This is a genomic window from Stenotrophomonas sp. CFBP 13718 (assembly GCF_014842145.1).
Classification (GTDB): Bacteria; Pseudomonadota; Gammaproteobacteria; order Xanthomonadales; family Xanthomonadaceae; genus Stenotrophomonas.
Map to the genome: position 1 here is coordinate 47,160 of NZ_JACYVC010000016.1, position 25,668 is coordinate 72,827.

24 protein-coding genes are annotated in these 25,668 nt (G+C 66.1%); 6 read left to right on the forward strand and 18 right to left on the reverse strand.

Features of this window, described 5'->3' with window-relative positions; translation table 11 throughout:
* Positions 1 to 378: 378 nt before the first annotated feature.
* The 5 genes from IFT58_RS18015 to IFT58_RS18035 form a co-directional block, all read right to left on the reverse strand.
* The gene (locus IFT58_RS18015; protein WP_188325667.1) at positions 379 to 1,404 is read right to left on the reverse strand and encodes an NAD(P)H-dependent glycerol-3-phosphate dehydrogenase; all 1,026 of its coding nucleotides are present in this window, start codon (positions 1,402 to 1,404) and stop codon (positions 379 to 381) included.
* Positions 1,405 to 1,424: 20 nt separating this feature from the next.
* On the reverse strand, positions 1,425 to 1,943 hold the full coding sequence (gene secB, locus IFT58_RS18020) for a protein-export chaperone SecB (RefSeq protein WP_188325666.1): 519 nt from the start codon (positions 1,941 to 1,943) through the stop codon (positions 1,425 to 1,427).
* A gap of 110 nt (positions 1,944 to 2,053) precedes the next feature.
* Positions 2,054 to 2,491, reverse strand: a complete 438-nt coding sequence (locus IFT58_RS18025) for a rhodanese-like domain-containing protein (RefSeq protein WP_188325665.1) — start codon at positions 2,489 to 2,491, stop codon at positions 2,054 to 2,056.
* Positions 2,492 to 2,624: 133 nt separating this feature from the next.
* Positions 2,625 to 3,068 carry a hypothetical protein gene (locus tag IFT58_RS18030; protein WP_223202948.1) on the reverse strand — a complete coding sequence of 148 codons (444 nt, stop codon included), beginning with the start codon at positions 3,066 to 3,068 and terminating at the stop codon, positions 2,625 to 2,627.
* A 32-nt stretch (positions 3,069 to 3,100) separates the two neighbouring features.
* Complete coding sequence (locus tag IFT58_RS18035; RefSeq protein WP_188325664.1) at positions 3,101 to 3,568, reverse strand: YiiD C-terminal domain-containing protein; 468 nt, start codon at positions 3,566 to 3,568, stop codon at positions 3,101 to 3,103.
* A gap of 44 nt (positions 3,569 to 3,612) precedes the next feature.
* Here IFT58_RS18035 and IFT58_RS18040 point away from each other — a divergent pair, with 44 nt between their 5' ends.
* From IFT58_RS18040 to IFT58_RS18050, 3 genes are all read left to right on the forward strand, one after another.
* Positions 3,613 to 4,425: a uroporphyrinogen-III synthase gene (locus tag IFT58_RS18040; protein WP_192096428.1), complete on the forward strand. Its 813-nt coding sequence runs from the start codon at positions 3,613 to 3,615 to the stop codon at positions 4,423 to 4,425.
* Positions 4,426 to 4,684: 259 nt separating this feature from the next.
* A complete protein-coding gene (locus tag IFT58_RS18045) occupies positions 4,685 to 5,683 on the forward strand; it encodes a uroporphyrinogen-III C-methyltransferase (protein ID WP_192096430.1) in 999 nt (332 codons plus the stop codon).
* Positions 5,680 to 6,981, forward strand: a complete 1,302-nt coding sequence (locus IFT58_RS18050; RefSeq protein ID WP_192096432.1) for a heme biosynthesis HemY N-terminal domain-containing protein — start codon at positions 5,680 to 5,682, stop codon at positions 6,979 to 6,981. The genes IFT58_RS18045 and IFT58_RS18050 overlap by 4 nt, the downstream gene beginning before the upstream one ends.
* Positions 6,982 to 7,080: 99 nt before the next feature.
* Here the strand turns inward: IFT58_RS18050 and IFT58_RS18055 are convergent, their stop codons facing one another.
* Complete coding sequence (locus IFT58_RS18055) at positions 7,081 to 8,376, reverse strand: acetyl-CoA C-acetyltransferase (RefSeq protein WP_192096458.1); 1,296 nt, start codon at positions 8,374 to 8,376, stop codon at positions 7,081 to 7,083.
* A gap of 93 nt (positions 8,377 to 8,469) precedes the next feature.
* On the opposite strand from IFT58_RS18055, the gene IFT58_RS18060 reads away from it, so the two are divergent.
* A complete protein-coding gene (locus tag IFT58_RS18060; protein ID WP_192096434.1) occupies positions 8,470 to 9,357 on the forward strand; it encodes a hypothetical protein in 888 nt (295 codons plus the stop codon).
* A gap of 330 nt (positions 9,358 to 9,687) precedes the next feature.
* Here IFT58_RS18060 and IFT58_RS18065 read toward each other — a convergent pair whose 3' ends face one another.
* The 12 genes from IFT58_RS18065 to glnA all read right to left on the reverse strand — a co-directional run bounded on the left by IFT58_RS18065 (position 9,688) and on the right by glnA (position 23,396).
* Positions 9,688 to 10,308: a superoxide dismutase family protein gene (locus tag IFT58_RS18065; protein WP_192096436.1), complete on the reverse strand. Its 621-nt coding sequence runs from the start codon at positions 10,306 to 10,308 to the stop codon at positions 9,688 to 9,690.
* A 45-nt stretch (positions 10,309 to 10,353) separates the two neighbouring features.
* Positions 10,354 to 10,923: a superoxide dismutase family protein gene (locus IFT58_RS18070; RefSeq protein ID WP_188325658.1), complete on the reverse strand. Its 570-nt coding sequence runs from the start codon at positions 10,921 to 10,923 to the stop codon at positions 10,354 to 10,356.
* A 91-nt stretch (positions 10,924 to 11,014) separates the two neighbouring features.
* The gene (gene ntrC, locus IFT58_RS18075; protein WP_192096460.1) at positions 11,015 to 12,469 is read right to left on the reverse strand and encodes a nitrogen regulation protein NR(I); all 1,455 of its coding nucleotides are present in this window, start codon (positions 12,467 to 12,469) and stop codon (positions 11,015 to 11,017) included.
* Between the two features lies 1 nt (position 12,470).
* Positions 12,471 to 13,526: an ATP-binding protein gene (locus IFT58_RS18080; RefSeq protein ID WP_192096442.1), complete on the reverse strand. Its 1,056-nt coding sequence runs from the start codon at positions 13,524 to 13,526 to the stop codon at positions 12,471 to 12,473.
* A 52-nt stretch (positions 13,527 to 13,578) separates the two neighbouring features.
* Positions 13,579 to 15,660, reverse strand: coding sequence for a PAS domain-containing sensor histidine kinase (locus tag IFT58_RS18085; protein ID WP_192096444.1), 2,082 nt, complete (start codon positions 15,658 to 15,660; stop codon positions 13,579 to 13,581).
* The gene (locus IFT58_RS18090) at positions 15,644 to 17,134 is read right to left on the reverse strand and encodes an ATPase domain-containing protein (RefSeq protein WP_192096446.1); all 1,491 of its coding nucleotides are present in this window, start codon (positions 17,132 to 17,134) and stop codon (positions 15,644 to 15,646) included. The genes IFT58_RS18085 and IFT58_RS18090 overlap by 17 nt, the downstream gene beginning before the upstream one ends.
* Positions 17,135 to 17,271: 137 nt before the next feature.
* Positions 17,272 to 17,874 carry a hypothetical protein gene (locus tag IFT58_RS18095; RefSeq protein WP_192096448.1) on the reverse strand — a complete coding sequence of 201 codons (603 nt, stop codon included), beginning with the start codon at positions 17,872 to 17,874 and terminating at the stop codon, positions 17,272 to 17,274.
* 5 nt (positions 17,875 to 17,879) lie between these two features.
* Positions 17,880 to 18,848: a metallophosphoesterase gene (locus IFT58_RS18100; RefSeq protein ID WP_192096450.1), complete on the reverse strand. Its 969-nt coding sequence runs from the start codon at positions 18,846 to 18,848 to the stop codon at positions 17,880 to 17,882.
* 195 nt (positions 18,849 to 19,043) lie between these two features.
* Positions 19,044 to 19,796, reverse strand: coding sequence for an N-acetylmuramoyl-L-alanine amidase (locus tag IFT58_RS18105; RefSeq protein ID WP_192096452.1), 753 nt, complete (start codon positions 19,794 to 19,796; stop codon positions 19,044 to 19,046).
* 87 nt (positions 19,797 to 19,883) lie between these two features.
* Positions 19,884 to 21,314: an ammonium transporter gene (gene amt / locus IFT58_RS18110; RefSeq protein ID WP_192096454.1), complete on the reverse strand. Its 1,431-nt coding sequence runs from the start codon at positions 21,312 to 21,314 to the stop codon at positions 19,884 to 19,886.
* A gap of 19 nt (positions 21,315 to 21,333) precedes the next feature.
* Positions 21,334 to 21,672 (reverse strand): P-II family nitrogen regulator, encoded by a 339-nt coding sequence (locus IFT58_RS18115; protein ID WP_188325651.1) that lies wholly within the window; start codon positions 21,670 to 21,672, stop codon positions 21,334 to 21,336.
* Positions 21,673 to 21,986: 314 nt separating this feature from the next.
* On the reverse strand, positions 21,987 to 23,396 hold the full coding sequence (gene glnA, locus IFT58_RS18120) for a type I glutamate--ammonia ligase (protein WP_188325650.1): 1,410 nt from the start codon (positions 23,394 to 23,396) through the stop codon (positions 21,987 to 21,989).
* Between the two features lie 225 nt (positions 23,397 to 23,621).
* Here glnA and IFT58_RS18125 point away from each other — a divergent pair, with 225 nt between their 5' ends.
* Together IFT58_RS18125 and IFT58_RS18130 are read left to right on the forward strand one after the other, a co-directional pair.
* On the forward strand, positions 23,622 to 24,416 hold the full coding sequence (locus IFT58_RS18125) for an undecaprenyl-diphosphate phosphatase (RefSeq protein WP_188325649.1): 795 nt from the start codon (positions 23,622 to 23,624) through the stop codon (positions 24,414 to 24,416).
* A gap of 72 nt (positions 24,417 to 24,488) precedes the next feature.
* Positions 24,489 to 25,307, forward strand: coding sequence for an META and DUF4377 domain-containing protein (locus tag IFT58_RS18130; protein WP_192096456.1), 819 nt, complete (start codon positions 24,489 to 24,491; stop codon positions 25,305 to 25,307).
* Positions 25,308 to 25,668: the final 361 nt, after the last annotated feature.

Genomic DNA, 25,668 nt, shown 5'->3' on the forward strand with positions numbered 1-25,668 from the left:
GTGCGGGTTGGCATACCGGGCACTTACTGAGCCAAAAATCACCGGCGGATCCGGGGATCCCCACGCACCGCCCGCCGTAAGACCGGCAACACGATGCATTCTCCGCCGGGCCCGTACGGGCACAAACAGAGAGCTCAATAAAGTGCGAACGGGATGCCAATCCCGACTGGACCTGTTGGGTCCAGCGTCTTCATCGTGGGTAAGGGCGCGCGGCTCGTCTATGAGCCGATGTGCAATGCGGCGCGTCAGTCGCCCGCCGAGCGTGGCTCGGCCCGACCGCGCGGCGGGGAAGTTCGGTGGGTGCCCTGTAGCGCCGAGCCATGCTCGGCGAGATACATCAGGCAAGGGCGTGACGGCCGGCGGCCGTCACTACCGGGTTCAACGGAACAGGGTGTCCGGGTATTCCGGCTTCTGTTCGCGGGCCAGCAGGGTACGCAGGCCTTCGGACGGGGTCTGTTCGCCGTGCAGCACGGCACGCACGCCATCGGAAATGGGCAGGTCGATGCCGTAACGACGCGCCTGGCGCATCACTTCGTCGGCGGTCTGCACCGATTCCACCACTTGGCCGATTTCGCGGATCGCGTCCTGCAGCGTCTGCCCGCGGCCCAGGGCAAGGCCCAGGCGACGGTTACGCGACAGGTCGCCGGTGCAGGTCAGCACCAGATCGCCCAGTCCGGCCAGGCCCATCAGGGTCTCCGGCTTGGCGCCGATCGCTGCAGCCAGCCGCAGCATCTCGTTCAGGCCGCGGGTGATCAGGCCGGCACGCGCATTGAGGCCCAGCTGCATGCCATCGGCGACACCGGTGGCGACGGCCAGCACGTTCTTCATCGCACCGCCCAGCTCGGCACCCAGCATGTCATCGCCGGTATAAGCGCGGAACGCGGGGCCATGCATGGCTTCGGCCACGGTCTGCGCAAACTCGGGCACGTCGCCGTGCACGGTGATGGCCGTCGGCAGGCCCTGGGTGACTTCCTTGGCGAACGACGGACCGGTGACCACGGCCAGCGGCACGTCATCGCCCAGGATCTCGCGCGCCACCTCATGCAGGAAGCGGCCCGAACCGGGTTCGAAGCCCTTGGTCGCCCAGGCCACGCCGGCACCGGCCGGACGCAGCGGCGCCAGCGCGGTCACCGTTTCATTGAACGCGTGCGACGGGGTGACCACGAGGATCCACGACGCGCCTTCCACGGCAGCGGCCATGTCGGTGGTCGCACGCAGCGACTCCGGCAGCGGGATGCCCGGCAGGTAACGGGTGTTCTCGTGGCGCTGGTCGATGGCTTCCACCATCGCCGCATCGCGTCCCCACAGCACGGTCTGGAGACCGTGCCGGGCGAGCAGGCTGGCCAGCGCGGTTCCCCAGGAACCGGCGCCGAGGACGGCTACTTTTTCAGCGTTATCGCTCATGCGCTGGGTCGGAACGCCGATCAGGCGTTGCCGGCCGGCTCGGAGTTGGCGAGCGACGGCGCTTCACCCTGCTCCTGGCGCTGGCGCAGGGTTTCCGCGTACAGGCCTTCGAAGTTGATCGGCTGCAGGAAGAACGGCGGGAAGCCACCGGCCTGGATCAGGTCGCTGACCAGCGAGCGCACGTACGGGAACAGGATGTTCGGGCACTGGGTGCCGAGCAGCACGTCCACCGACTGCGGGTCCAGGCCGACCAGGCCGAACACGCCGGCCTGCTTCACTTCCGCCACGTAAGCAGTGCGATCTTCGGCCTTGCAGGTCAGGGTCACGGCCAGCACGACTTCAAAGGCGTTCTCGCCCAGGCGCTGCACCTGCTGGTTCAGGTTGAGCTGCAGTTCCGGCTGTACCTGATCGTTGAAGATGGCCGGAGCATTCGGCGATTCGAAGGAAACGTCCTTGACGTAGATCTTTTCGACGGTGAACGCGGGACCGGTGGCGGCGTCGACCGGCGCAGCTGCGCCGTTGGTGTTTTCTTCGGACATTTCCTGTTGCTCCAGATGAATTCGTTGAACGTAATGTTTGGACGATATGTTGCATCAACAGCGATGGGGGCGGGGCATGCAGCGCACAACCCCCCGTCACGCGATCAGCGTCAGTGACGGCCCTTGACCAGCGGCAACTCCGCCTGCTGCCATGCAGGCAGGCCGCCGTCGAGCACGGACACCTGCTCGAAGCCGGCTTTTTTCAGCGTCTTGGCGGCAGCTTCCGATGCGGTGCCCGCACGGCATACCAGCACCACGGGGCGCTGCTTGGCCGCGGCCACCAGCTTGTGCTCGGGGCCGAACTGGCTGGCCTGCACGTTCTTGCTGCCAGCAATATGGCCTTTCTCGAAATCACTGCTGGAGGACAGGTCCACGACCACGGCGTCGCCGCCGTTGATGACCTGGACCAGTTCGCCGGGCTTGAGCGACTTGTAGCCACGGAACAGACGACGGATTTCAGTGACGATGATGGCGGCGGTCAGGCCCACCAGGGCGATCGACAACATCGGGTTTCGGCCAGCAAAGGCCACCAACTCTTCGTAATTCACGCAGGTCACGGGTCGATAAGCGGGCGCCGATTGTCGCACAAGCCGATTCGGGCAGGGATTTTGCTGGTTTGCTGTCTTTGTGGGGATGAGCCGCGTTCGGCGGGAATCCGGTGCTGACGGCCAGCAGCGGTCGTTACTGGCCTTCCCAGAGATCCGGCAGGCCGTTGGTCTGCCACCAGCGCTTGGCCTGGGCATCCCAGCGCCAGCGTTCAACCACACCGACGGTGCGCTCGGACTGGGTGTTGTTGTTGATCACGCCCACCAGGACGCGGCGCTCCACGGTGCCATCGGGCAACTGCGCGGTGGTGCTTTCGCGGTAGGACGACACGCGCAGCTGCGAATAGCGACGCAGCTGGAATTCGGTGGGCGGATTGGCCTTGCGCTGCGCCGGGTCCAGATAGCCCAGGGCTTCGTCCATGGTGCCCCAACGGATCGTGGACCCGTAGGAGGTCTGGATCTCTTCCAGCTGCTTGCGCTGTTTGCGGCTGATATCAGCCGCCATTGTCGCCACCGAGGCCAGCAGCAGGCCGGTCAGAATCAAGAACTGGGTCAGTCGGCGCAGGTGCGGGTTCTTCAACGGTAGGCTCCCCAAGGCATCAGGGTGCCATCCTACCCTTTGGCGAAGGCGACGAAACGGCCGCTCAGCTCGGCGGCGGGCTTGCCATCGCTGCCCGGCTGCACGGCCACCACGCCGATGCGCGCCTTGCCGCGCTGCTTGAAGGTGGCCAGGAAGGTGTCCCAGTCACTGTCCGGGGCGATTTCCGCCTGTGCGTGCAGATCGCCATACACCGGCGCGCGGTAGCGCAGCTGGCTGTCGGCTACGTAGACCTCGGCCTCGAAGCCGGCCAAGCGCAGGCGCAGGGTGACCAGCGCCCAGCCGGACAGGGTCATCGCGGAGGCCAGGCTGCCACCGAAGGCGTTGCCTTTGTCGTTGACGTTGACCGCCAAGGGCGCGCTCAGCTGCAACTGGCCATCGGCATAGCCTTCCAGGCGGAGTTGCATGGCACGCACCGGCGGCATGCTGTCCAGCACGTCCTGCAGGACCAGCAGCGAGGATGAAACGGGTTCGGCGGACATCAGCAGTTACACCTGCAACAACGCGGGCCCGCATAATGACGGCAATGGATAAACGTACGAAACCGTGTGGTTGGACACTGGTGTCGCTGCGACCGCAGGGACAGCACGGCGCGGTGGCTGACGCCTTGTCCGATCCGTGCGCATTCATGATCGCGCTGTCGCCGTGGCGACTGCAACGGCGGCTTGGCGACCCTGCTTTGCGGCAGCTGCAGCAGGCCTTGCAGGCCTCCCGGGTGATCTTCACCAGCCCGGCAGCGGTGGTGGCGGCTTCCGGTGCACTCCCGCTTCAGGATGCGCCATCGCGGCCTTGGCTGGCGGTCGGTGAGGGCACGCTGCGCGCGCTGCGGGCGGTCGGCATCGATCACGCCATGGCTCCGCAACGGATGGACAGCGAGGGCCTGTTGGCGCTGCCGGCGCTGGCAGCGGTGCGCGGGCAGACGGTGGGGCTGGTGACCGCGCCCGGCGGACGCGGGCTGATCGCCGCACAACTGCAGGAACGCGGAGCGCAGCTGGTGCGCGCCGATGTGTATCAGCGGGTGCCGCTGCGGGTGCCGCCGCGGGGGTTGGCGCGGCTGTCGAGGTCGCCGCAGCCGTGGGTGCTGGCGGTGAGCAGCGGCGAGGCGCTGGAGCGTGTATGGGCGCAGCTGACGCCGGACTGGCAGGCCAGGTGGCAGGCACGGATGGGCGTGGTCGTGGCGAGCGAGCGATTGCGCGTCCAGGTGCAGGGGTTGGGTTTCGCGCACGTCGTCGTGGCGGACGGCCCCACCCCGCAGCAGATGGCGGCCGCGTGCCGTCAGCTCGCCCACCGGGCGATGCCGGACGGGGCGATGCCGGAAGGGGCGATGCCGGACGGGTAGAGCCGACTTCAGTCGGCTGCGGTTCGCCCCATGTTCGGGCGGGTCCGGATCGACGTGCAGCCGGCTGAAGCCGGCTCTACCGGGGGTCGGTGTGCAGCCGGCTGAAGCCGGCTCTACCTGGGTCGATGAGCAGCCGGCTGAAGCCGGCTCTACCGGGCTGCGGCGGAGGCGGGCCGCTTGCTGCTTCTGCGTGCAACGGTGATGCTGTGCGCTGCGCCGCGTACCGTGTTGGTCGACGCGGCCGTTTGAGACACCGTGCATGAACGAAACCCCCGCTCCGCTTCCCCCGCGCCGCGCGCTGCGCTGGATCGCTCCGTTGATCATCGTGCTGCTGCTCGTCGCCGCGAGCGGCTGGGGCTGGCATGCCTGGCAGCAAGGGCAGGAACGGGCGCGTCTGCAGTCGCAGGCCGACGCGGTGCGCCTGCAGGGTCTGCTGGATACGGTCGATGCGCTGCGTCGCGATCAGCGCGCCACCAGCGCGCGCCTGCAGGATGCGGCCAGTGCCAACCGCGTGCTGCGCGATGAGGTGCTGGGACTCGGCCAGCGCAGTGCGCTGCTCGAGGAAAACCTGGCGCGGCTGGCGGAAACGACCCGCCAAGACAGCCAAGCCCTGCACCGTGACGAGGCCGAGCTGCTGCTCACCCAGGCCGCGCAACGGCTGGACGCGGCCGATGATCTGGACGGTGCCCGCCGGCTGTACGCGCTGGCGGCGGCGCAACTGGATGACCTGCCCTCTGCGGACGCACTGAACCTTCGCCAGGCCCTGATGCAGGAGCGCAATGCATTGGATGCGCTGGGTACCGGCCCGCGCGCGCAGGCCCGCCTGCGGTTGGCTGCGCTGGCAGAGGCCATGCAGACCCTGCCGGTGCACGGGACAGCGGCGCAGGCCAGTGGCACGGCGACGGGCGATGCACGGCCGTGGTGGCAGATCGCCTTGGCCGCCTTCGTCGAAATAACGCCCAGCGCGGTCAACGGCCCGTTGACCGCTGCCGACCGTACTGTCGCTGCCGATGCGCTGCAGCTGGAATTGACCCTTGCCCGCGCTGCCGTCGAGCGCGGGGATCGCCCCGCGTTGCGGCAGGCGTTGGACCGGATTGAACGCGGGATGACCGCGCTCTGGCCAGATTCACCGGCCCTGCGCAGGCAGCGTGCTGAACTCACTGCATTGCGCTCGGCGCCGCTGCGCCTGGACGCGCCGGAACTGGGCAGCACCCTGCAGCAACTGCGCACTTTGCGAGATGGAGAGACCCCGTTATGAAGCCGTTGCAATCCTTGATCGTGCTGTTGTTGGCCGTGGCGGTGGGCGTGATCGGCGCCCAGTGGCTGGGTGCCAATGACCTCCGCCAGTACGGCGAAGTGATCTTCCGTTATGGCGGCACCGACTACCGCAGCACGCTGCCGCAGGTGGTGTTGCTGACCCTGGTGGTGCTGCTGGTGCTGTGGCTGCTTTGGAGCCTGATCGCCTCACCGTTCCGCGCTTGGGGCCGCTATCGCCGCAAGCAGGGGCGCGTGCGTCTGGTCGATGGCCTGCAGGCCTATGAACATGGCCAGTGGCAACGTGCCGAGAAGCTGCTCGACGGCGCCGCGCAGGATGAAGAGGTGACCGCCATTGCGCTGACCAATGCGGCACGCAGCGCGCGTGCGCGCGGCGACGATGTGACCAGCCAGGCTTACCTGCAGCGTCTGGCGACGACCGATGCGACCAGCCAGGCCCTGCTGCGCGCAGAGCAACAGCTGGCCGACGACCTGCCGGTGGATGCGATCAACACGCTGGATGCGGCCAACCTGCAGCCGCTGCCGCCGCGCGGCCTGTGGCTGCGCAGTGAGGCGCTGGCGCGTGCCGGGCGGGCGCATGAGGCGTATGGCCAACTGGGTGCGCTGCGCCAGAGCAAGGTGCTGCCGGCCGATGCATTGACCACGCTGGAAGCCCGACTCGCCGCGCAGGCGTTGCTGGAAGCGGCGGACGTGAACGCGCTTGCTGCACAGTGGGAAACCATGCCGAAGACGCTGCGCTCGGATCCGGCGGTGGTGTCGGCGTATGCCGCCCGCGCCGTGGCACTGGATTGGGATGAGCCTGCATTGCTCGCGTTGGAACAGGCGCTGGACCAGCGTTGGAGCGATGAGCTGGTGGAACTGTACGGCGTACTGCCGGCATCACGCCTGGCCACGCGTGACGCCAACCTGGTGCGCTGGCGCCGGACCCACGGCGATTCGTCTGCGCTGCTGCTGGCACAGGGTCGCGTCGCCTTGGCACAGGGTCGCCATGAAGAAGCCGAAGTGCTGCTGCACGAAGCGATTGCGGGCGGTGCTGGGGCGTCGGCATGGGAAGCACTGGGTGCCTCGCTGCTGGCCCGTGGCGAACCGCAGCTGGCGGCTCAGTGCCTGACCAATGCGCTGCGTGAGCAGCGTGGCGAAGACAGCGTCGCCCTGGTGCGTACCGACGCGCTGGCAAGCGCGCCGCGTGCCACTGTGGAAGAGCAGGTCATGACTCCGGTACCGCCGGTGTACGACGCCCGTGAACCACGCGACGAAAACGGGTTCCCGCGCGTTCCCTGATCCGCGCACAGACCCTTGGTAGCGCCGAGCCATGCTCGGCGGAATCCTGGATCGCGCTGCCGCTGCGCTCGCCGAGCATGGCTCGGCGCTACCAGCCGGTCAGCGTTCGACGATCGCCACCACGCCCATGCCGCCGGCGGTGCAGATCGATACCAACGCGCGGCCACCACCGCGTTCGGCGAGCTGCTTGGCTGCCGTGGCGATCACGCGGGCACCGGTGGCGGCAAACGGATGGCCCGTCGCCAGCGAAGAACCCAACGGGTTGATCTTCTCCGGGTCGATGCGACCCAGCGGGGCATCCAGGCCCAGGCGATTCCGGCAGTAATCCTCGCTCTCCCATGCGCGCAGCGTGCACAGCACCTGGGCGGCGAACGCTTCATGGATTTCGTAGATATCGAAGTCCTGCAAGGTCAGGCCATTGCGCTTCAGCATGTCCGGCACGGCCACGGTCGGGGCCATCAACAGCCCTTCGCCGTGCACGAAATCCACGGCGGCCACCTGCGAATCGCGCAGGTAGGCCAACGGCGTGTGGCCATGCGAGCGCGCCCACTCTTCGCTCGCCAGCAATACGGCAGATGCCCCATCGGTCAGCGGCGTCGAATTGGCGGCGGTCAGCGTGCCACGGCCGGACACGCGGTCGAAGGCAGGCTTCAGCGTAGCCAGCTTTTCCAGTGACGTATCGGCACGCAGGATGTTGTCGCGCTCCACGCCGCGGAACGGCGCGATCAGATCGGTGAAGAAGCCGCGTTCGTACGCGGCCGCCAGCTTCTTGTGCGACGACACGGCCCACTCATCCTGCGAATCGCGCGAGATGTTCCATTCCTTGGCCATGTCTTCGCAGTGGTCGCCCATGCTCTTGCCGGTGCGCGGCTCGGCCACACCGGGAAACTCGGGCTTCAGTTCACTGAGCTTGAAACCGCTGGTCAAGGCACGCAGCTTGTCGCCGGTGCTTTTGGCACGATTGGCAGCCAGCAGGCGTGCACGCAGCTTCTTGCCATAGACGATCGGCACATCCGAAGTGGTATCGGAACCGCCGCCGATGCCGGACTCGATCTGCCCGAGAGCGATCTTGTTGGCCACCGCGATGATGGTGTCCAGCGAGGTGCCGCACGCACGCTGCATGGTGATGCCGGGGGTGAGCGGGGACAGTCCGGATGAAAGCGCGGCCTCACGGCCCAGGTTCCAGTCACTGGAGTGCTTGATCACCGCTCCCATTGCTACTTCGCCGAGCTGTTGGCCGTGCAGGCCGAACCGTTCGACCAGGGCGCCGAGCGTACGTACGGACATGCCGAGGTTGCCGACGTCCGAATACGCGGTGTTCTGGCGGCAGAACGGAATACGGACGCCACCGAGGATGGCGACGGGTCGGGCGTTGGGCATGGACATACCTGGCATGGGATAGGGTGTCTGCAACATGGCCTGCACGAAGGCGCAGGCATAATGGTCCCAAGTGTAGCTGCCGCCCTGTGATGGGCCAACCGTGAAACCATGAGCAAAACCAACCCCGGCATGAACGCCCTCGGCGTGCTCGCCCTTGAGCTCGCCGACGGCGAGTCGCCCCGCCACGCCGCACTCACCGCCGAACAATCCGGTGAACTGGCCGAGCGCGTAGGTCGCGATCTGGCCAAGCTGGTGCCACAGGCCAGTGAACTCGACCTGGTGTTTGCCGCCGCCCATTTCGATCCCGCCGAAGTGCTGCGCCCGGGCTGGCCGATCCATCGGCGCCTGGAAGAACTGCAGATGCGCGCGCCCGGCCGCAGCGAGGGCCCGCGCCTGCTGGCGTTCGGCGCGGATGCAAGCGGCGACGTGCCACTGCCTTTCCAGGCGGATCCCTCCTTGAAGGGGGGTGGACTGCGGGTGGTGCCGTTCCTGCTGACGGGCAGCGATGCGGCGACGACGGCCGCCGTGTCCGATGCGCTGGAGACGCTGCTGCTGGCGGAAGGAATGGCACACGCCGACACCGCGCTGCTGGCACAGAAGGCGTTCGGTGCCCGCGTGGAACACGCGCGCTATTTCACCGTGAATGACCTGGCGGCGATGATGTCGATGCAGTACGACAACCAGGGATTGGCCGCCCTGTGGCCGTTGATCGAGACGGCGATCATGGAGGCGGGCACCGATGAGTGGCTGGACGCCGCGCCGGAGCCGCTGCTGCGCTACACCCACGGCGAGGCGCGCATGGCGTTGTTCGATCCGGCCGGGTGGTGCGCGCACTATTCGCACGGCAAGAAGGACTGCGAGCGGCTGAAGGGTATCTATGAGCAGTACCTGATGCGCCAGCGGCAGATGGCGGCGGTGCTGGAAGCCCACGGCGTGCCGGTGCTGTTCGTGCACTGCGAGGCAGGCCAGGACGCGCGGGCGTTGTTGGAACGTTAGTTTTTTGCGTGCTCGCGCCTCGTTCTCAGTGGATGAGGCGGTGGGCATGCCATTGCAGGACACGCCGTGAACCCCGCTCCGCGGCCCGGCCCAGCCGCTGGCGGCTGTGCGTTCGAGCGCATGCGAGGCAATGCCTCGCAAGCAATGCGCTCTCACCCATGGGGGCTCATGTTCGGCTCCTGCCTCACAAGGTCCTGCAATGGCATGCCCACCGCCTCCTGTCAGTCAGCTGGCTGCGCACGCGGTAGGGCAGGAAGATCAGGAGCAGAAAAGGAACGCCGGCTTTCGCCGGCGTTCCTTTTTTCGGGTTGCTGCGTTGTTACGAGAGGCTTACTGCGCCTTGATGACCGCGCAGGCCAGGCGGGCGCCGGCGTTGCCGGTGGGCTGGGTCTTGTAGTCGTCTGCATCGGCGTGGACGATCAGGCCGCGGCCGATGATGTCAAAGCCATCCCCCTTGCCGATGTTGACGTTGGTCGACACCGGTGCGTCGATGGTGGCGATGCCTTCGGCGTTGGCTTTGATGTTCGGCATGTCGCCGCCGTGATGCGGATCGCTGGCCACGCTGCCGTGATCCTGCGTGCCGGGATTGAAGTGGCCGCCGGCGCTGGCGCCGTCCGGTGCGCTGCAATCGCCCTTTTCATGGATGTGGAAGCCGTGCTCGCTGCCCGGCTTCAGGCCGCTGACCTGGCCGGTGACGTGTACGCGCCCGTCCACCACCTTGAAGCTGACCGAGCCTTTGGTTTCATTGCCTTGGGTCGGCGCCAGCTCGGCGACGGCGGTGGCCGCAGACGCGGCTTCCATCGGCGGCGGTGCATCCGCCGGGGTGGCGGCGGGGGCGGTGGCTTCGGCCGGAGCGGCGGCGGCGTCCGTGGCGGTGTCGGGCTGCTTGTTGCAGGCGGTCAGGCCAAACGCGGCCAGCGCGACGAACATCGAGGTATGGATCAGGCGCATCGGGTGGTTCTCCAGATAGGTGAGTACGAAACCTGCAGCGAAGTCCTACTTCGTGATGCGGATGATGCCGCAGGCGATACGGGCGCCGGCATTGCCAGCCGGCTGGCTGCGATGGTCGTCGGGCTGGGCGTGCACGATGAGGGCACGTCCGCCGATGTCATTGGCAGCGCCTCCCCCCAGGGTGACGCCTCGCAGATGGATGTCGACGTTGGCACGCCCCTGCGCATCGGCGCGCAGGTTGGGCATGTCACCCAGGTGATGCGGCCCCGTGCCCGGTGCGCCGTGCGGCTGCTGGGTAGGGTTGAAATGATTGCCGGCGCTGCTGGCATCCACGGCGCTGCAATCGCCACGCTCGTGTACGTGGAAGCCGGGCTGCTGCAACGGCTGCAGCCCGCCGATCATGCCGGTGACATGCACGCCGCCCGCTTCCGGCACCAAGGCCAAGCGGCCGCTGACGATGCTGGCAGAGGCCGGTGACAGATTGCTCTCGGCCATCTGCGCCGTGCTGACCACGCTGACGGCCACGGGCGGCGCGGGAGGCGGGGACGGCGTGGTGCCGCAGGCCGCGAGGAACAGGCCAGCCGCAGCCGGCAGGATCAAACGGATTGAGGTCATGGTGGACTCCTTGCAGGGCACGTTACGGGCATCCCTGTCCATGGCGCATCAACGCCGCGTCGTGCGGACGCGCAGGGACGGAAAAATGAGGTCAGCTGCGGCGGCGGCCGGCACCCAGTTTGCGGGTCAATGTGTTGCGGCCCAAGCCCAATCGGGCTGCGGCTTCGGCGCGGCGGCCGTGGGTGAGCTGCAATGCGGCATCCAGCAAGGCATGGTCCACCCGCTCGCGCACCTGGGCATGCAGGCCCTCAGCGCCCTCGGCCAGGCGCTGTTTGGCCCATTGCGACAACAGCACTTCCCATTGGCCTGGATCGGCGACCGCCGGGCGCGCAGCGCTCCGCGTGCCGCCCCGGTTCACAGCCATCTCCACGTCGGCCACGCCGATCGTGTCGCTCGCCGCCAGCGCCGCCATGCGCCAGCACACGTTCTCCAGTTCACGCACGTTGCCCGGCCACTCATGTTCGCGCAGCGCCTGCAGTGCCGCTGCGGTGAGCCGCTTGGGCGGACCCTCCAGCTTGTGCGTGGCGGCCGCAAGGAACGTCATCGCCAACTGCCCGATGTCGTCGCGGCGCTCGCGCAGAGGCGGCAGCTGCAAGCGCACCACATCCAGCCGGTGCAACAGATCGGCACGGAAACGCCCTTGTGCGACCAGCCCTTCAAGGTCCTGGTGGGTCGCCGCCACCACCCGCACATCGACGTGGATCAACTCACGCCCTCCTACGCGGAAGAACTCGCCCTCCGCCAGCACGCGCAGCAGCCGGGTCTGCAGGGCGAGCGGCATGTCGCCGATTTCATCGAGGAACAGCGTGCCCTTGTCGGCCTGTTCGAACCGGCCGATGTGGCGGCGCTGGGCACCGGTGAACGCACCGGCTTCATGGCCGAACAGCTCGCTTTCCAGCAGCTCGGCCGGAATGGCGGCCGTGTTCAGGGCCACGAACGGCGCACCCGCCCGTGGCGATTCACGGTGCAGCGCGCTCGCCACCAGCTCCTTGCCGGTGCCGGTTTCGCCGGTGATCAGGACCGCCAAGGGTGCCTGCGCCAGCTTGCCTATGGCACGGAACAGCGCGCGCATCGCCGGGGTATCGCCCACCAGTTGCGGTGCTTGGTCCCGGGTGGCGGCATCAGCCGGCGACGGCGTATCGGTCAACTCGGCTTCGGCTTCGCCATCAGGCAGCACACGGCGGGCCAGCGCGACGGCGTCGTCCAGATCGAACGGCTTGGAAAGGTACTCGTGTGCGCCACCGCGGAATGCACCCGCTGTGCTGGCCACATCGGTATACGCCGACATGACGATGACCGGCAGCTGCGGGTGCGCCGCTTTCAGTTTATCCAGCAGCACCAGGCCGTCATCGCCCGGCATGCGCACGTCGGTGAACAGCAGGGCAGGCACCGTTTGCCGGTCCAACGCGTCGAGCGCGGCGGCGGCGCTGTCGAAGCTTTCGACGCGGTAGCCGGCATCGCGCAGGGCCGTGCTGAGAACGAAGCGCACGGCTCGGTCATCATCGACCACCCATACGCGGTGGCCGCCATGCGCGGTGTCAGGCAGATCAGCCATGCGCGGCGTCCTCGCGTAAAGAAGGAGTGCTGATCGGAAGCAGCAACGTAAACACGGTATGCCCGGGTCGCGAGCGATAGGTCAGCGTGCCGCGGTGCTCGCGTGCCACCTGCTGTGCCAGTGCCAAGCCCAGGCCCGTGCCTTCCGCACGCCCGCTGACCAGCGGCAGGAACAGATGCTCGGCGAGCTCCTCCGGTACGCCCCGGCCGTCGTCGGCGATTTCCAGCCGCAGCGCCATCGGGTGCAACTGCTCGGCGATGCGCACGCCATGCTCCACGCGCGTACGCAGGGTGATGCCGCCGGCACCCGCCTGCATGGCGTTGCGTACCAGGTTCCACACCGCCTGGTTGAGTCGATCGGCATCGCCACTGAACTCGGGGATGCTGGGGTCATAGTCGCGCTGCAGGCGCACTGCCCAGCCGGCTTCACTTTCTGCCAGGCGCAGGACCTGTTCCAACGCCGCATGGATGTTCAGTGCGGCGTGTGGCGCCGCCGGCGCGGGTGACAGCAGTTGATCCAGCAGGCTGTTCAGCCGCTCGATCTCCGTGCCGATCAGCTCCACCAGTTCACGCTCATCGGCATCCCGGTGATGCACCCGGCGCGCCAGCAGCTGCGCGGCACCCTTCAATCCCGCCAAGGGGTTGCGCAGTTCGTGGGCCAGTCCTTTCAAGGCGGCGCTGAGTGCGCTCGGCAGCGCGGTGGTCGGGTCGAGACCGGGGAACTCATCCACCGGATGCGCCTCCAGCAACCACCCGCCGTCATCCAGGCGGCTCATCCAGCCTTCGGCAAAGCGTGCGCCCTCACCCGGCATGCCCAGTGCCAGACGATGCAGGCGCAGGCTGTCGCGCTCGTCACGTGACAGGAAATGCGCCAGCGCTTCGCCCTGCGTCTCCAGCGCGACCAGTGGCTTGCCGATCAACCTCCTACCACTGACCCCCAGCCAACGCGCAAACGCCGGGTTGCAACCGGTAATGCGACCTTCGGCATCCGCCCAGGCGAGGGGCGTGCCGAGTTGGTCGATAGCCGGCGCAGGAGAAGAAGCAGTCATTGCACCAATGTAGTGCATAACGGCGACGAGAGTGAACGTCAGCGCCGCCCCATCACGGCAGGAACAGCTGGGCGACCGCATCGCCGAAGTCACTCAACGAGAACGGCTTGCCGATCATGTGCATGCCCGCCTCCAGGAACTCGGATTGATCCCGCGCTGCCTCGGCATAGCCGGTCATGAACAGCACCGGCAGCGTGGGTTGGGTCTGCCGGGCGATCTCCGCGAGCTGGCGTCCGTTGAGGCCTGGCAGCCCGACATCGGTGACCAGTGCATCCACGTGCCGGGATTGCAGGACCTTCAGCGCCGCATCTCCATCCTCGACTACCGTCACCGCATAGCCCAGCTCGGTCAGCACCTCGGTCACCAGCGTGCGGACCTGTGCATCGTCTTCCACCACGAGCAGCTGCTGCCCGGCACCGGTGGGCGTGGCGGTCTCCGGCGGGGCCTGGGGTACGTCGCCGGCACCTTCGCCCGCGCTGTCGGCCACCGACTCGGGCAGGTAAAGACGGACGGTGGTGCCACAGCCTACTTCGGAATCAATGCGCACATGGCCATCGGACTGCTGCATGAAGCCGTAGATCATCGACATGCCCAGCCCGGTACCCTGCCCGATCGGCTTGGTGGTGAAAAAGGGCTCGAATATCCGTTCGATCACATCCGGCGGTATGCCCTCGCCGGTGTCAGTCACCGACAGCACGGCATAGCATCCTGCGCGCAGCCGGTCTTCCCCGGTCCCAGCCTCGTCTTCTTCCACCACTTGGCGCCGGGTGCGGATCTCCAGCTGGCCACCTTGCGGCATGGCATCGCGCGCATTGATGGTGAGGTTGAGAATGGCGCTTTCCAACTGGTTGGAATCGGCGCGTACCAGGGGCACGTCGTGGCCCAGGTCCATGCTGAGCCGGATCTTCTCGCCCAGGGTACGGCGCATCAGGTCATCGAGCGAATGGACCAGCTCATTCACCAACAGGCGCTGCGAGTTCAATGACTGGCGACGCGAAAATGCCAGCAGGCGCTGGGTCAACGCCGCGGCCCGGTGTGCCGATGCCGAGGCCACGTCGATCCAGCGCTCCACGCCATCCACGCGCCCGCTCTCGGCACGCATCCGGATCAGGTCCAGCGCCGAGATGATGCCCGTCAGCATGTTGTTGAAGTCGTGCGCGATACCACCGGTCAACTGGCCGACCGACTCCATTTTGCGCGCCTGGTGCAGGGCCGACTCCGTCGATGCGCGCGCGACCACCTGCGCCTGCAACTCGGCGGTCCGCTCGGCCACTTTCTGCTCGAGCTCTTCGGCCTGGCGCTGCACGGCCTCCAGCGCGAGGGTCTTGGCGGTGACATCGGCGACGAAGATATGGAACCCGTCGACCCGGCCCGCGCTGTCGCGGCGCGGCAGGTAGCGGATATCGCACGCGCGGCGTTCGCCGCTGCGGGTAGGCCAGTTGACGCTGAACTGCACCGCCTCGCCGGCGAGCGCGCGCTCTGCATAGGGCTTGCGTTGCTGCCACGTGGGCGCGTCGAGAATGTCGGGCAGGCGCCGTCCGACGATCTCGGCCGTAGGAGCGTCCAGCCACGCTTCGTAGGCTTTGTTGACGAACACATAGCGCAGTGACGGATCGACAAAGGCAATCAGCACCGGCAGCGCATCGGCGATCAGGCGCAGCTCCGCCTCACTGCGGGCCAGAGTTTCCTGGTTCTGGCTCAGGCGCTGTACCTGGTCACGGATGACGTACTGCTTCTGCCGGGCGCGCAACGCCGATGCGATCGTACTGATCAGGGTCGCCGCACCGACCGGCCGCTCCACCTCCACCAGATTGGGGTAGTGGCCAGGCAGGGGACGCGCCGGTGCGAGCCTGGATTTCGCCGCACGCAGCACGACCACCGGCACATCGGACCATGCCGGCTGGGCGTGCAGTGCGGCCTCCAGCATCGCCGCGTCGTCACCGAAGAGCGCTTCCTCGGTGAGCACGATGGCGCCGATGCTCGCGTCCAGCTGGGCGGCAGCATGGTCAGGTGTGGCACACCGCTTCGGCGTGGCGAGCTCTTTCTCGACCAGCTTGGCAATGGTCTCCGCGTCGCGTCCGAAGGGCGCAACGATCAGCACCGTTGGCGAATCGGAACTAGCGCTGGTCTGCATTGCTGTCCAACAGCGGTCCTGATTCACCCACGTACTGCGGCGTGCCGGTGAGGATGCCACTGAAGTCTTTCAGCGGCTCGCTCAGGCGCAGGCCTCCCGCATCGATCCGCAGCTCCCTGATGGAATCCTCGTGCGCGCCACTGCGGCTCTTGATGACGGAGATCGCCTTGCGTATGCGGCCACCTGCCTCGAAGTAGCGGAACATGATCACGGTGTCGGCCATGTAGGACACATTGAGGTTGCCGGTCGACATCGATCCGACCAATCCATTCTGCGGGTTGATGAAGAATGTCACCACGCCGCTCTGGTTGAGGTAGGAAAGCAGCTCATGCATCTGCAGCATCAGCTGCTTTTCCTGCGGCATCGAGGACAGGTAGCCATTCAGGCTGTCCAGCACGATCAACTTGCAGTCCCGCTCTTCGACGCACTCCCGGATGGCCCAGGCAAACTCGCCCGGCGACAGCTCGGCCGGGTCCATTTGACGGAGCTCCAGCAGCCCGCTGTCTATGTGCGCCTGCAGGTCCATGCCGAGCGCCTTCGCGCGCGTAAGCAGGGTGCCGGTGCGCTCGTCGAACTCGAACACACAACAGCGCTCTCCACGCTCGCAGGCGGTGGCGACGTACTTGAGCGCCACATTCGTCTTGCCACTGCCTGGCGGGCCGGTCAACAGCGTACTGGTGCCACGCAGCGGCCCGCCATCGAGCAGGGCGTCGATACCCGCAACGCCACTGGAGATCGGATCGCCGACGAAAGGCACGTGGTGTTCCGATGCGATCAACCGGGGGAAGATACGCATGCCGCCCTTCACCAGCGCCAGGTCGTGGTAGCCGGCGATGAAGTTGACGCCACGCAGCTTCTGCACCTGCATGCGGCGACGTGCTGCGCCGAAATCCAGAGTGACCCGCTCAAGGGAAATCACACCGTGACAGAGACTGTGCAGGTGCGCGTCGCGCTCACCACCGGTCAGGTCGTCCACCAGGAACACGGTGATGTTGCGCGGCGAAAAGTACTGCTTGAGCGCAAGGACCTGGCGGCGGTAGCGCAGCGAATCCTGCGCCAGCAGGCGGAGCTCGGACAGCGAATCGAATACGATCCGGGTCGGCTTCAAGCGTTCCACTTCGGCCTGGATCAGCTTGATGGTGCCGTCCAGCTCCACTTCCCACGGATGCAGCACGGATTGCTGCTGGCCATCGCCCAACACGTTCTGCGCAGCGGCCAGTTCGAACAGGTGCAACCCATCCAGTGACCACCCGTGCGAGTGCGCGACTTCGGCCAGTTCGTCTGCGGTCTCGGACAACGTAACGTAGAGGCACCTTTCACCCAGCTCTGCGCCTTTGAGGAGGAACTGCAGCGCGAGCGTGGTCTTGCCGGAACCGGGCTGCCCCTCCAGCAGGTACAGCCTGGACGCGGGCAGCCCTCCCCGAAGAATGGTATCCAGCCCGGTTGTGCCGGTAGCGACGATGCTACGGTTCATTCAGCAGCCCCTGTGCGTTTTTTTGCAGTTTATGGGGCGTGATCACATTCCTGAGTGAGGAAAGTAAGACGTTGCCGAAGCCCTGTTCACGGAAATGATGACATCGTGAGAACAGGGCCTCGGTCGCCCTCGTCAGCTCATTTCGGCAGACAGCCAGCACCCTTGAAGAAGTCCTCACCCCGGAGCAGGGCCGCAGGGGTGTGGCCCCGGGATGAAGACCAGTAATAGACCGCGTAGTTCAGCCGCGTCGGATCGGCGATACCGCGATCTGTGTAGTAGATGGTCTGCTCCGTACTGCCTTGGTTCGTGTCGTTGGGGCCGCGGAATCGGAACCATTCGCCGCTGTCCACGCTGTAACCTTCCACGAAGCTGTAATGGACGGCCGGAAAGTTCAATGGACGCTCCCAGTGCAGCTTGAAGTGGCCTTGGTCCGCGTCCCATTTGCCCAAGCAGAGATCCGTCGGCGGATACTCGGCGTTACCGGAGTTGAAGCTGCCGGTGAATGTCGCCAGCACCTGCCCACCCCGGGCGTCATACGCCGTGAGCACGTAGTCGTAATCGTGCTTGGGCGTCAACCCGTTCATCTGCTGGTTCGGGAGCCCTTCCCGCTCTGCACTTTCTCCGCTCAGCTTCACCTTGATCCAGCCGACGCGCAGGTCCCTACGCGTATTACCGAAGGAAAAGAGCAGGGCCGGCTCTCCAAGGGGCGTGGGCTTCAGCACCACCTCGGGGGCGAACACCTTCGTCAGTGGCACTGTCTGTAAGGGGTCTGGGACACTTTGTTGTCGTTTGCCTGATACACCGTCAGTCGGTTGGCAGCCAGTTCCAGGTCTGCGGTCAGGAAGGTCTTGCGGAACGACGCTCCTGAATCGAATACAGGCGTATGGCCAATGGGCTCTCTTGCCCCAACAGCATGAGTGTGGCCATGAAATATCGCGAGCACCCGATGATCCGTGACGAGTTTTTCAAACTTCGCCTGTGCCGCCTCTGCTTCGGGGCCACTGCCAAACCACAAGGGCGGGCGGTGCATGTTGATGACGACGAATTTCCCTGCCGCCTTCGCTTTTTCAAGCACGTTCTCCAACCAGTGCAGCGAAGGGGTGATCCGGAAAAAATAGTTGCGCAGGCCTACGGTGCTCTTGAACTCGTCCTGGTACGCGTAATGGTTGTGCAGTTGGATGAAGGTGATGTCGCCGATGGTCTTGCTGTAGGCCAAGCTACCGTCGTGATAGCGGAACTTACCGGCATCGCGGGTTCTGTAGTCGAACGCGTCGAGATCCCAGTGCTTCGTTGCCGCGTCGAGGTGGTAGATCGAGTCGCGCGCGCACCCGTTGTTGAAGCAGCCCGAGCCGTCAGGCAACCTGATGTTGTTGTCGTAGTCGTGGTTGCCCAGACCCCAGTAGCGGTTCGGGATTGATCGGTGGCCTAGGTCGCGGAGCATGACCTCCCACTCGTCGCCATGCCCATAGGCGGTGACGTCGCCATTGAGAAATACAGGTGCGGCCTTCGGCTGTCGCGCCAGCCACCGGGCAATTGCCTTGCTCTGCGCTTTAAGGGTGGCCATCGGGTCACGGTTTTTGCCATCGTCATACCACCGGTACTGGGTATCGGAGTGGACCAGGAATGACTGATCCGCCGCACACGTGGATGCGGGGGCAAGCGAGATGAGCAGCGCAACGGCAAGGTGATGCGCTCGCGCGGTGAGAGGCTTCATGGTGATGTGTCGTGGTGCAGGGCGGAACTGCCCTGCGCCAGTCTCTTGCGTGGCCTGGCCGTGGCCCATCAGGGGATGCCGGTGGATTCACGGGGCAAGCGCGCTGATATGGGTCGGAAGGCGCTGCCAGGCGTGTGGGCGGAGTCAGGGCGGGGAGAGGGGCAGCCGACTGAAGTCGGCTCTACCTCGTCGGCTCTACCTGGTCGTGGCCTGCTGCTGCAGGGAGTGCAGGATGCGGGCGTCTTCGGTGTCGAGCACGGCCGGCAGGTCATCGCTGCCGCGGAAGCGGCGATGAAAGGCGCGTGCTGCCGCATCACGGTCGTCCAGCGGATAGCCGAAGGTGGCCAGCGCCTGCCAGGCGTCGAAGCCGGCAGGCGGCATGCCGTCGGTGTCGCGCGGCCACACACCGAAGCCGGCCTGCGCCAGTTGCTGCCACGGGAAGAAGCGGCTGGGATCCTGTTTGCGCGATGGTGCCAGGTCGGCATGGCCGATCACCTGCGACGGCGGAATGCGCAGGCGGGTACTCAGGTCCTGCAGCAGCACGATCAGCGACTGGATCTGCGCCTCGCTGAAAGGCGTATCACCGTCGTTGTCCAGCTCGATGCCGATGGAGGCCGAATTGAGGTCGGTGATGGTGCCCCAGCGCCCGGGACCTGCGTGCCAGGCGCGGCGATCGTCGGCCACCAGTTGATAGCGCGCACCATCGGCGCCGATCAGGTAATGGGCACTGACCTTGCCGCCGCTGTTGGCGCTGCGCAGCGTATCCAGGCTCTGCTGCACCGAGTGCTGGTCGGTGTGGTGCAGCACGATGACCACCGGCATGCGGGCGTTGTGGTTGCTCGATGGCACCCACGTGGCCAGCGGATTGCGCTCTTCCACCGGCGCGCCGGAACAGGCGGCCAGCAGGGCACAGGAAAGCAACAGGGCGGAGTTGCGGATGAGGGTCATGCCCCGATTGTAGGGCATGAAAAAACCGGCGGCCCCCGGACCGCCGGTCACGACGCAATGCGTGCGTCATCAACAGATCAGCATGGATCAGACTTCGTAGGCGGATTCACCGTGTGAGGTGACATCCAGACCGGTACGTTCGGCTTCCTCGGTCACGCGCAGGCCGACGACCGCCTTCACCACCAGCAGGATCAGCGTCGTCACCACGGCGCACCAGACGATGGTGAATGCCACGCTGACGAACTGCACCCAGACCTGATGCCCGATATCCAGGTCGGCCTTGGTGCCGCCCAGCGACTGCGCGCTGAACACACCGGTCAGCAGCGCACCGACGATGCCGCCGATGCCATGCACGCCGAACACATCGGCGGTGTCATCCACCTTCAGCAAGCGCTTCAGGCCCGTGACACCCCACACGCAGAGTGCGCCGGACACCACGCCGATGACCAATGCGCCCATTGGGCCCACGGTGCCGCAGGCGGGGGTGATGCCGACCAGGCCGGCCACTGCGCCCGATGCGGCGCCCAGTGCGGACGGCTTGCCCTTGGTGATCGCTTCCACCAGCGTCCAGCCCACTACCGCCGCGGCGGTGGCCAGGATGGTGTTGAGGAAGGCCAGCGACGCGACCGTATCGGCGGCGGCGGCAGAACCGGCGTTGAAGCCGAACCAGCCTACCCACAGCAGCATCGCGCCGATGTAGGTGAACACCACGTTGTGCGGCTTCAATGCGGTCTGGCCGTAGCCGATGCGCTTGCCGACGAAGTACGCGCCGACCAGGCCGGCCACGCCTGCGTTGATGTGCACGACGGTGCCGCCGGCAAAGTCGATCGCACCCAGCTCACCCAGGTAGCCACCGCCCCACACGATGTGTGCCATCGGAATGTAGCTCAGGGTGAACCACAGGGCCGAGAACAGGATCACCGCCTTGAACTTGATGCGTTCGGCGAACGCGCCGACGATCAGTGCGGTGGTGATGCCGGCGAAGGTCGACTGGAAGGCGACGAACAGATAGTCGGGCAGGCCGGCAATCGGCGTGTTGCCCACCGAGTCCGGGGTGAATCCTTTGAGGAAGGCGAACTGGGTGAACGAGCCGAAGAACGGGTTGCCCTCGCTGAACACCGCACTGTAGCCGTAGGCCACCCACAGGATGATCACCAGCGAGAACACCACCAGGATCTGGCTGAGCACGGACAGCACGTTCTTCGAACGCACCAGGCCACCATAGAACAGGGCCAGGCCGGGCACGACCATCAGCAGCACCAGCAGCGTGGAGGTCAGCATCCAGGCCACGTCGCCGTGGTCGTAGGCCGGTGCAGCCACGGCGGCCTCGACGACCGGTGCGGCAGGTGCGTCAACGGGGAGCGGCTCGACGGCCACCTCTTCCGTCGGCACGGGCGTGACCTGTGCCTGGGCATGCGCCGTGCCCGGGAAGGCACCGACGGCCAGTGCGCTGAGCAGCATCATCAGGCACACCATATGGAACCGGGCTTGCCACCCGGCGAACAGTCGAATCTTCATGCGGGAGATCTCCGAGTGGTTACAGCGCGTCAGCGCCGATTTCGCCGGTGCGGATGCGGATGACCTGGTCGACAGGGGTGACGAAGATCTTGCCGTCGCCGATCTTTCCAGTGCCTGCCGCGTTCTGGATCGCTTCGATCACCGCGTCGGTGCGCTCGTCGGTCACCACGGTTTCGATCTTGATCTTGGGCAGGAAGTCGACGACATACTCGGCACCGCGGTACAGCTCGGTGTGCCCCTTCTGGCGACCGAAACCTTTCACTTCGGTCACGGTGATGCCCGACACGCCTGCGTCGGAGAGGGCCTCGCGGACCTCGTCGAGCTTGAACGGTCGGATGATGGCGGAGATCAGTTTCATGCGCATATCCCGATGGTGGATGGATCCACGGCGCGTGCATGCCGTGGCGTCAGGCAACCACGGGCCATCATGCTGATGGCCGTGGCTGTTGCGCCGAACGTGGTCTGGGCCCTGGTGGCTGTGTCTCTCTCCAAACACAGCCGGTGACGCGGGAGGGAGGAAGGCCCAGGACGCGCGTCCGGTCTCTCTTGCCCCTGGACGGGTGGAACAACTTCAGCAGCATCTGCAGGCTTCACCCTTTCCGGCTCCCCAGCCGGAAAAGATGCGGCGATGACGAAGGTGGGAGGGGTATCCTCCGCCACCGCCGCGCGTGCTCAGCTGGCGTAATACAACTGGTATTCCAGCGGATGGGTCGCCGCACGGAACTTGGTGACTTCCTGCATCTTCAGGGCGATGTAGCCGTCGATGAAATCGTCGTCCATCACGCCGCCGGCCTTCAGGAACTCGCGGTCCTTGTCCAGCGCTTCCAGCGCCTGGTCCAGCGAGGAACAGACCTGCGGGATCAGCTTCTCTTCTTCCGGCGGCAGGTCGTACAGATCCTTGTCGCTCGGTGCGCCGGGGTCGATCTGGTTCTTGATGCCATCCAGGCCGGCCATCATCAACACGGTGAAGGTCAGGTAGCCGGACTGGATCGGATCGGGGAAGCGCATTTCAATGCGACGCGCCTTCGGATTGGTCACGAACGGAATGCGGCACGAGGCCGAACGGTTGCGTGCCGAATAGGCCAGCATCACCGGTGCTTCGAAGCCCGGCACCAGGCGCTTGTAGCTGTTGGTGCCTGCGTTGGCGAAGGCGTTGATGGCCTTGGCGTGCTTGAAGATGCCACCGATGTACCACAGCGCCATCTGGCTCAGGCCGCCGTAGCCTTCACCGGAGAACAGGTTGGTGCCGCCCTTGGACAGCGACTGGTGCACGTGCATGCCGCTGCCGTTGTCGCCGACGATCGGCTTGGGCATGAAGGTGGCGGTCTTGCCGTTGCGGTGCGCCACGTTCTTGATCACGTACTTCATGCGCAGCAGCTCATCGGCCTTCTGCACCAGGGTGCTGAACTTGGTGCCGATTTCGCACTGGCCGGCGGTGGCGACTTCGTGGTGCTGCACTTCGACTTCGATGCCGACCTGCTCCAGCGTCTTGCACATTTCCGCGCGCAGGTCGTGCAGCGAATCGGTCGGCGGCACCGGGAAGTAGCCGCCCTTGACGCCCGGACGGTAGCCGCTGTTGGCGCCGTCGTACTTCGCGCCGCTGTTCCATGCCGCTTCCTCGGAATCGACCTGGAAGAAGGTGTGGCCCATATCGTTGGCGAAGCGCACCGAATCGAAGATGAAGAACTCCGGCTCCGGGCCGAAGAAGGCCTGCTCGGCGATGCCGCTGGACTTCAGGAAGGCTTCGGCGCGCTTGGCGATGCCGCGCGGGCAGCGGCCGTACGGCTGCATGGTGGCCGGGTCCAGGATGTCGCAGCTGATGACGATGGTCGGATCAGCGTAGAACGGATCGACATAGGCGCTGGACGGATCCGGCAGCAGGACCATGTCCGATTCATTGATGCCTTTCCAGCCGGCGATGGAGCTGCCGTCGAACATCTTGCCTTCTTCGAACAGCGACGCTTCGATGATGCTGACCGGGAACGTGACGTGCTGCTCGATGCCGCGCATGTCGACGAAACGCAGATCGACGAACTCGATCTGGTTGTCCTTGACCAGCTTCTCAACGTTTTCAACGGACATCGGGTGCAACCTCGGTTGGAATTGAATGCCTGAGGTTACCTCAGCACACACCGTGCCAACTTTTTTATCATCACAAGCCCTTGATTTACATGAGCGTGCGCCTGAAGGGTGCGTCGCATACTGCACCATCGTGGTGCGCGTGTTGGCCCGTGCACTGGGTTGGTGCGTGGGCAGATGGTCTATCCTCTTCGGCACCTTTTGCCGTCAGCCATTCCATCCCACCCCATGTCCGACCTGCTCTCCGCCCTTCTGCTGGGCATCCTCGAAGGCGTTACCGAATTCCTGCCCATCTCCAGCACCGGGCATCTGCTGATCGCCCAGCACTGGCTGGGTGCGCGCTCGGATTTCTTCAACATCATCATCCAGGCCGGCGCCATCCTGGCCATCACGCTGGTCTTCCGCCAGCGCCTGTGGACCCTGGCCACTGGCCTGCACCAGCGTGAGAACCGCGACTATGTGATGAAGCTCGGCGCGGCGTTCCTGGTCACCGCAGTGCTGGGCCTGCCGGTCCGCCTGGCCGGTTGGGAACTGCCCGAGACGGTGAGCCCGGTCGCGTGGGCGCTGATCATCGGCGGCATCTGGATGCTGTTGGTGGAGGCGTATACCGCTCGCCTGCCTGATCGCGATCAGGTGACGTGGACGGTGGCCATCGGCGTGGGCATCGCGCAGGTGGTGGCGGGCGTGTTCCCGGGCACGTCGCGCTCGGCATCGGCGATCTTCCTGGCGATGCTGCTCGGGCTGAGCCGTCGTGCCGCCGCCACCGAGTTCGTGTTCCTGGTCGGCATCCCGACCATGTTCGCCGCCAGCGCATACGCGTTCCTGGAGCTGGCCAAGGAAGGCAAGCTGGCCACTGAAAACTGGACCGATGTCAGCGTGGCGTTCATTGCTGCCGTGATCACCGGCTTCGTGGTGGTGAAGTGGCTGCTGGGCTACATCAAGTCGCACAGGTTCACCGCGTTTGCGATCTATCGCATCGCGCTGGGTGCGGCGCTGCTGCTGTGGTTGCCGGCCGGCAACTGAACCCCCTCGCCTGCGCGTGACCCCGTTGGCCACGCGCATCCGTTCTGAAACAGGTCATCCAAGGAGAATCCGATGAACCGCAAGCTGATCCTGTCCCTCCCCCTGATGCTGCTGGCTGCCTGCAGCGAGAACCCGGCGCCGGCCGGCAACGCCGACGACCTGGCGCGCGCGCCGGCCGCTGCGGCCGCACTGAAGACGGCGGCGCACCTGCAGGCGCAGCGCCTGCAGGGCCAGCACTGGCGATTGAAGGACGCCACCACCGCGGAAGGCAAGCGCATCGACGCCCTGTTTGCGCAGACCGACAAGCCGGTGACGCTCGACTTCACCGACGGTCGCCTGGCGGTGTCCAACACCTGCAACCGCATGAGCGGTGGCTACACCCTGGCCGATGGCACGCTGACCTTCCAGCAGATGGCATCCACGCGCATGGCCTGCGAACCGGCCGTGATGGCACTGGATGACGCGCTGAGCAGCCGGCTGCAGGGAGCGGTGAAGGCCGAGGTCGCCGACAATGGCGAGTTGACCCTGCGCCCGGCGAACGGCGATGTGCTGGTCTTCCTGCCCGAGGCCAGCGCGGAGACCCGCTACGGTGGCCCGGGTGAGACGGTGTTCTTCGAAGTGGCGGCGCAGACCAAGCCGTGCCCGCACCCGCTGATCAAGGACAAGCAGTGCCTGCAGGTACGCGAAGTACGCTTCGACGACCAGGGCGTGAAGCAGGGCGAGCCGGGTGCGTTCGAGAACTTCTACGACGGCATCGAGGGGTACACGCACGAAGCGGGCATCCGCAACGTGCTGCGCGTGAAGCGCTTCAAGATCGACAACCCGCCCGCCGACGCCTCGTCGCAGGCGTACGTGCTGGACATGGTGGTGGAGTCGGCGGACGAGAAGTAAGCGAACGGGTTGGACCCCCTCGCGGTGGGCTGCAGAGCCGCAGCTGAGCTGGGGCCGGGCGGTGGGGCTGGGACGGGGGACGGCAAGAGCCGCATCCATGCGTGCCTCGTTTCGCGCCATCCATGGCGCTCAACGCCCCCGCCCAGCCCCACCGCCCGGCCCTCTGACAGATTCCGGGGCCGCCCGCCGCGTATGAAAAAAAAGAAAAAGCGGTAGCGCCGACCCATGGTCGGCGAGCGCAGCGGGGTTGGCGGAACCATTCCGCCGACCATGGGGCGGCGCTACCGACGAGAGCAAGCCGTCGGGTGGAAGGAGCCCCTGAGTCAGGGGCGGCCGCGAAGCGGCGGGGTGTGGGTGCTGG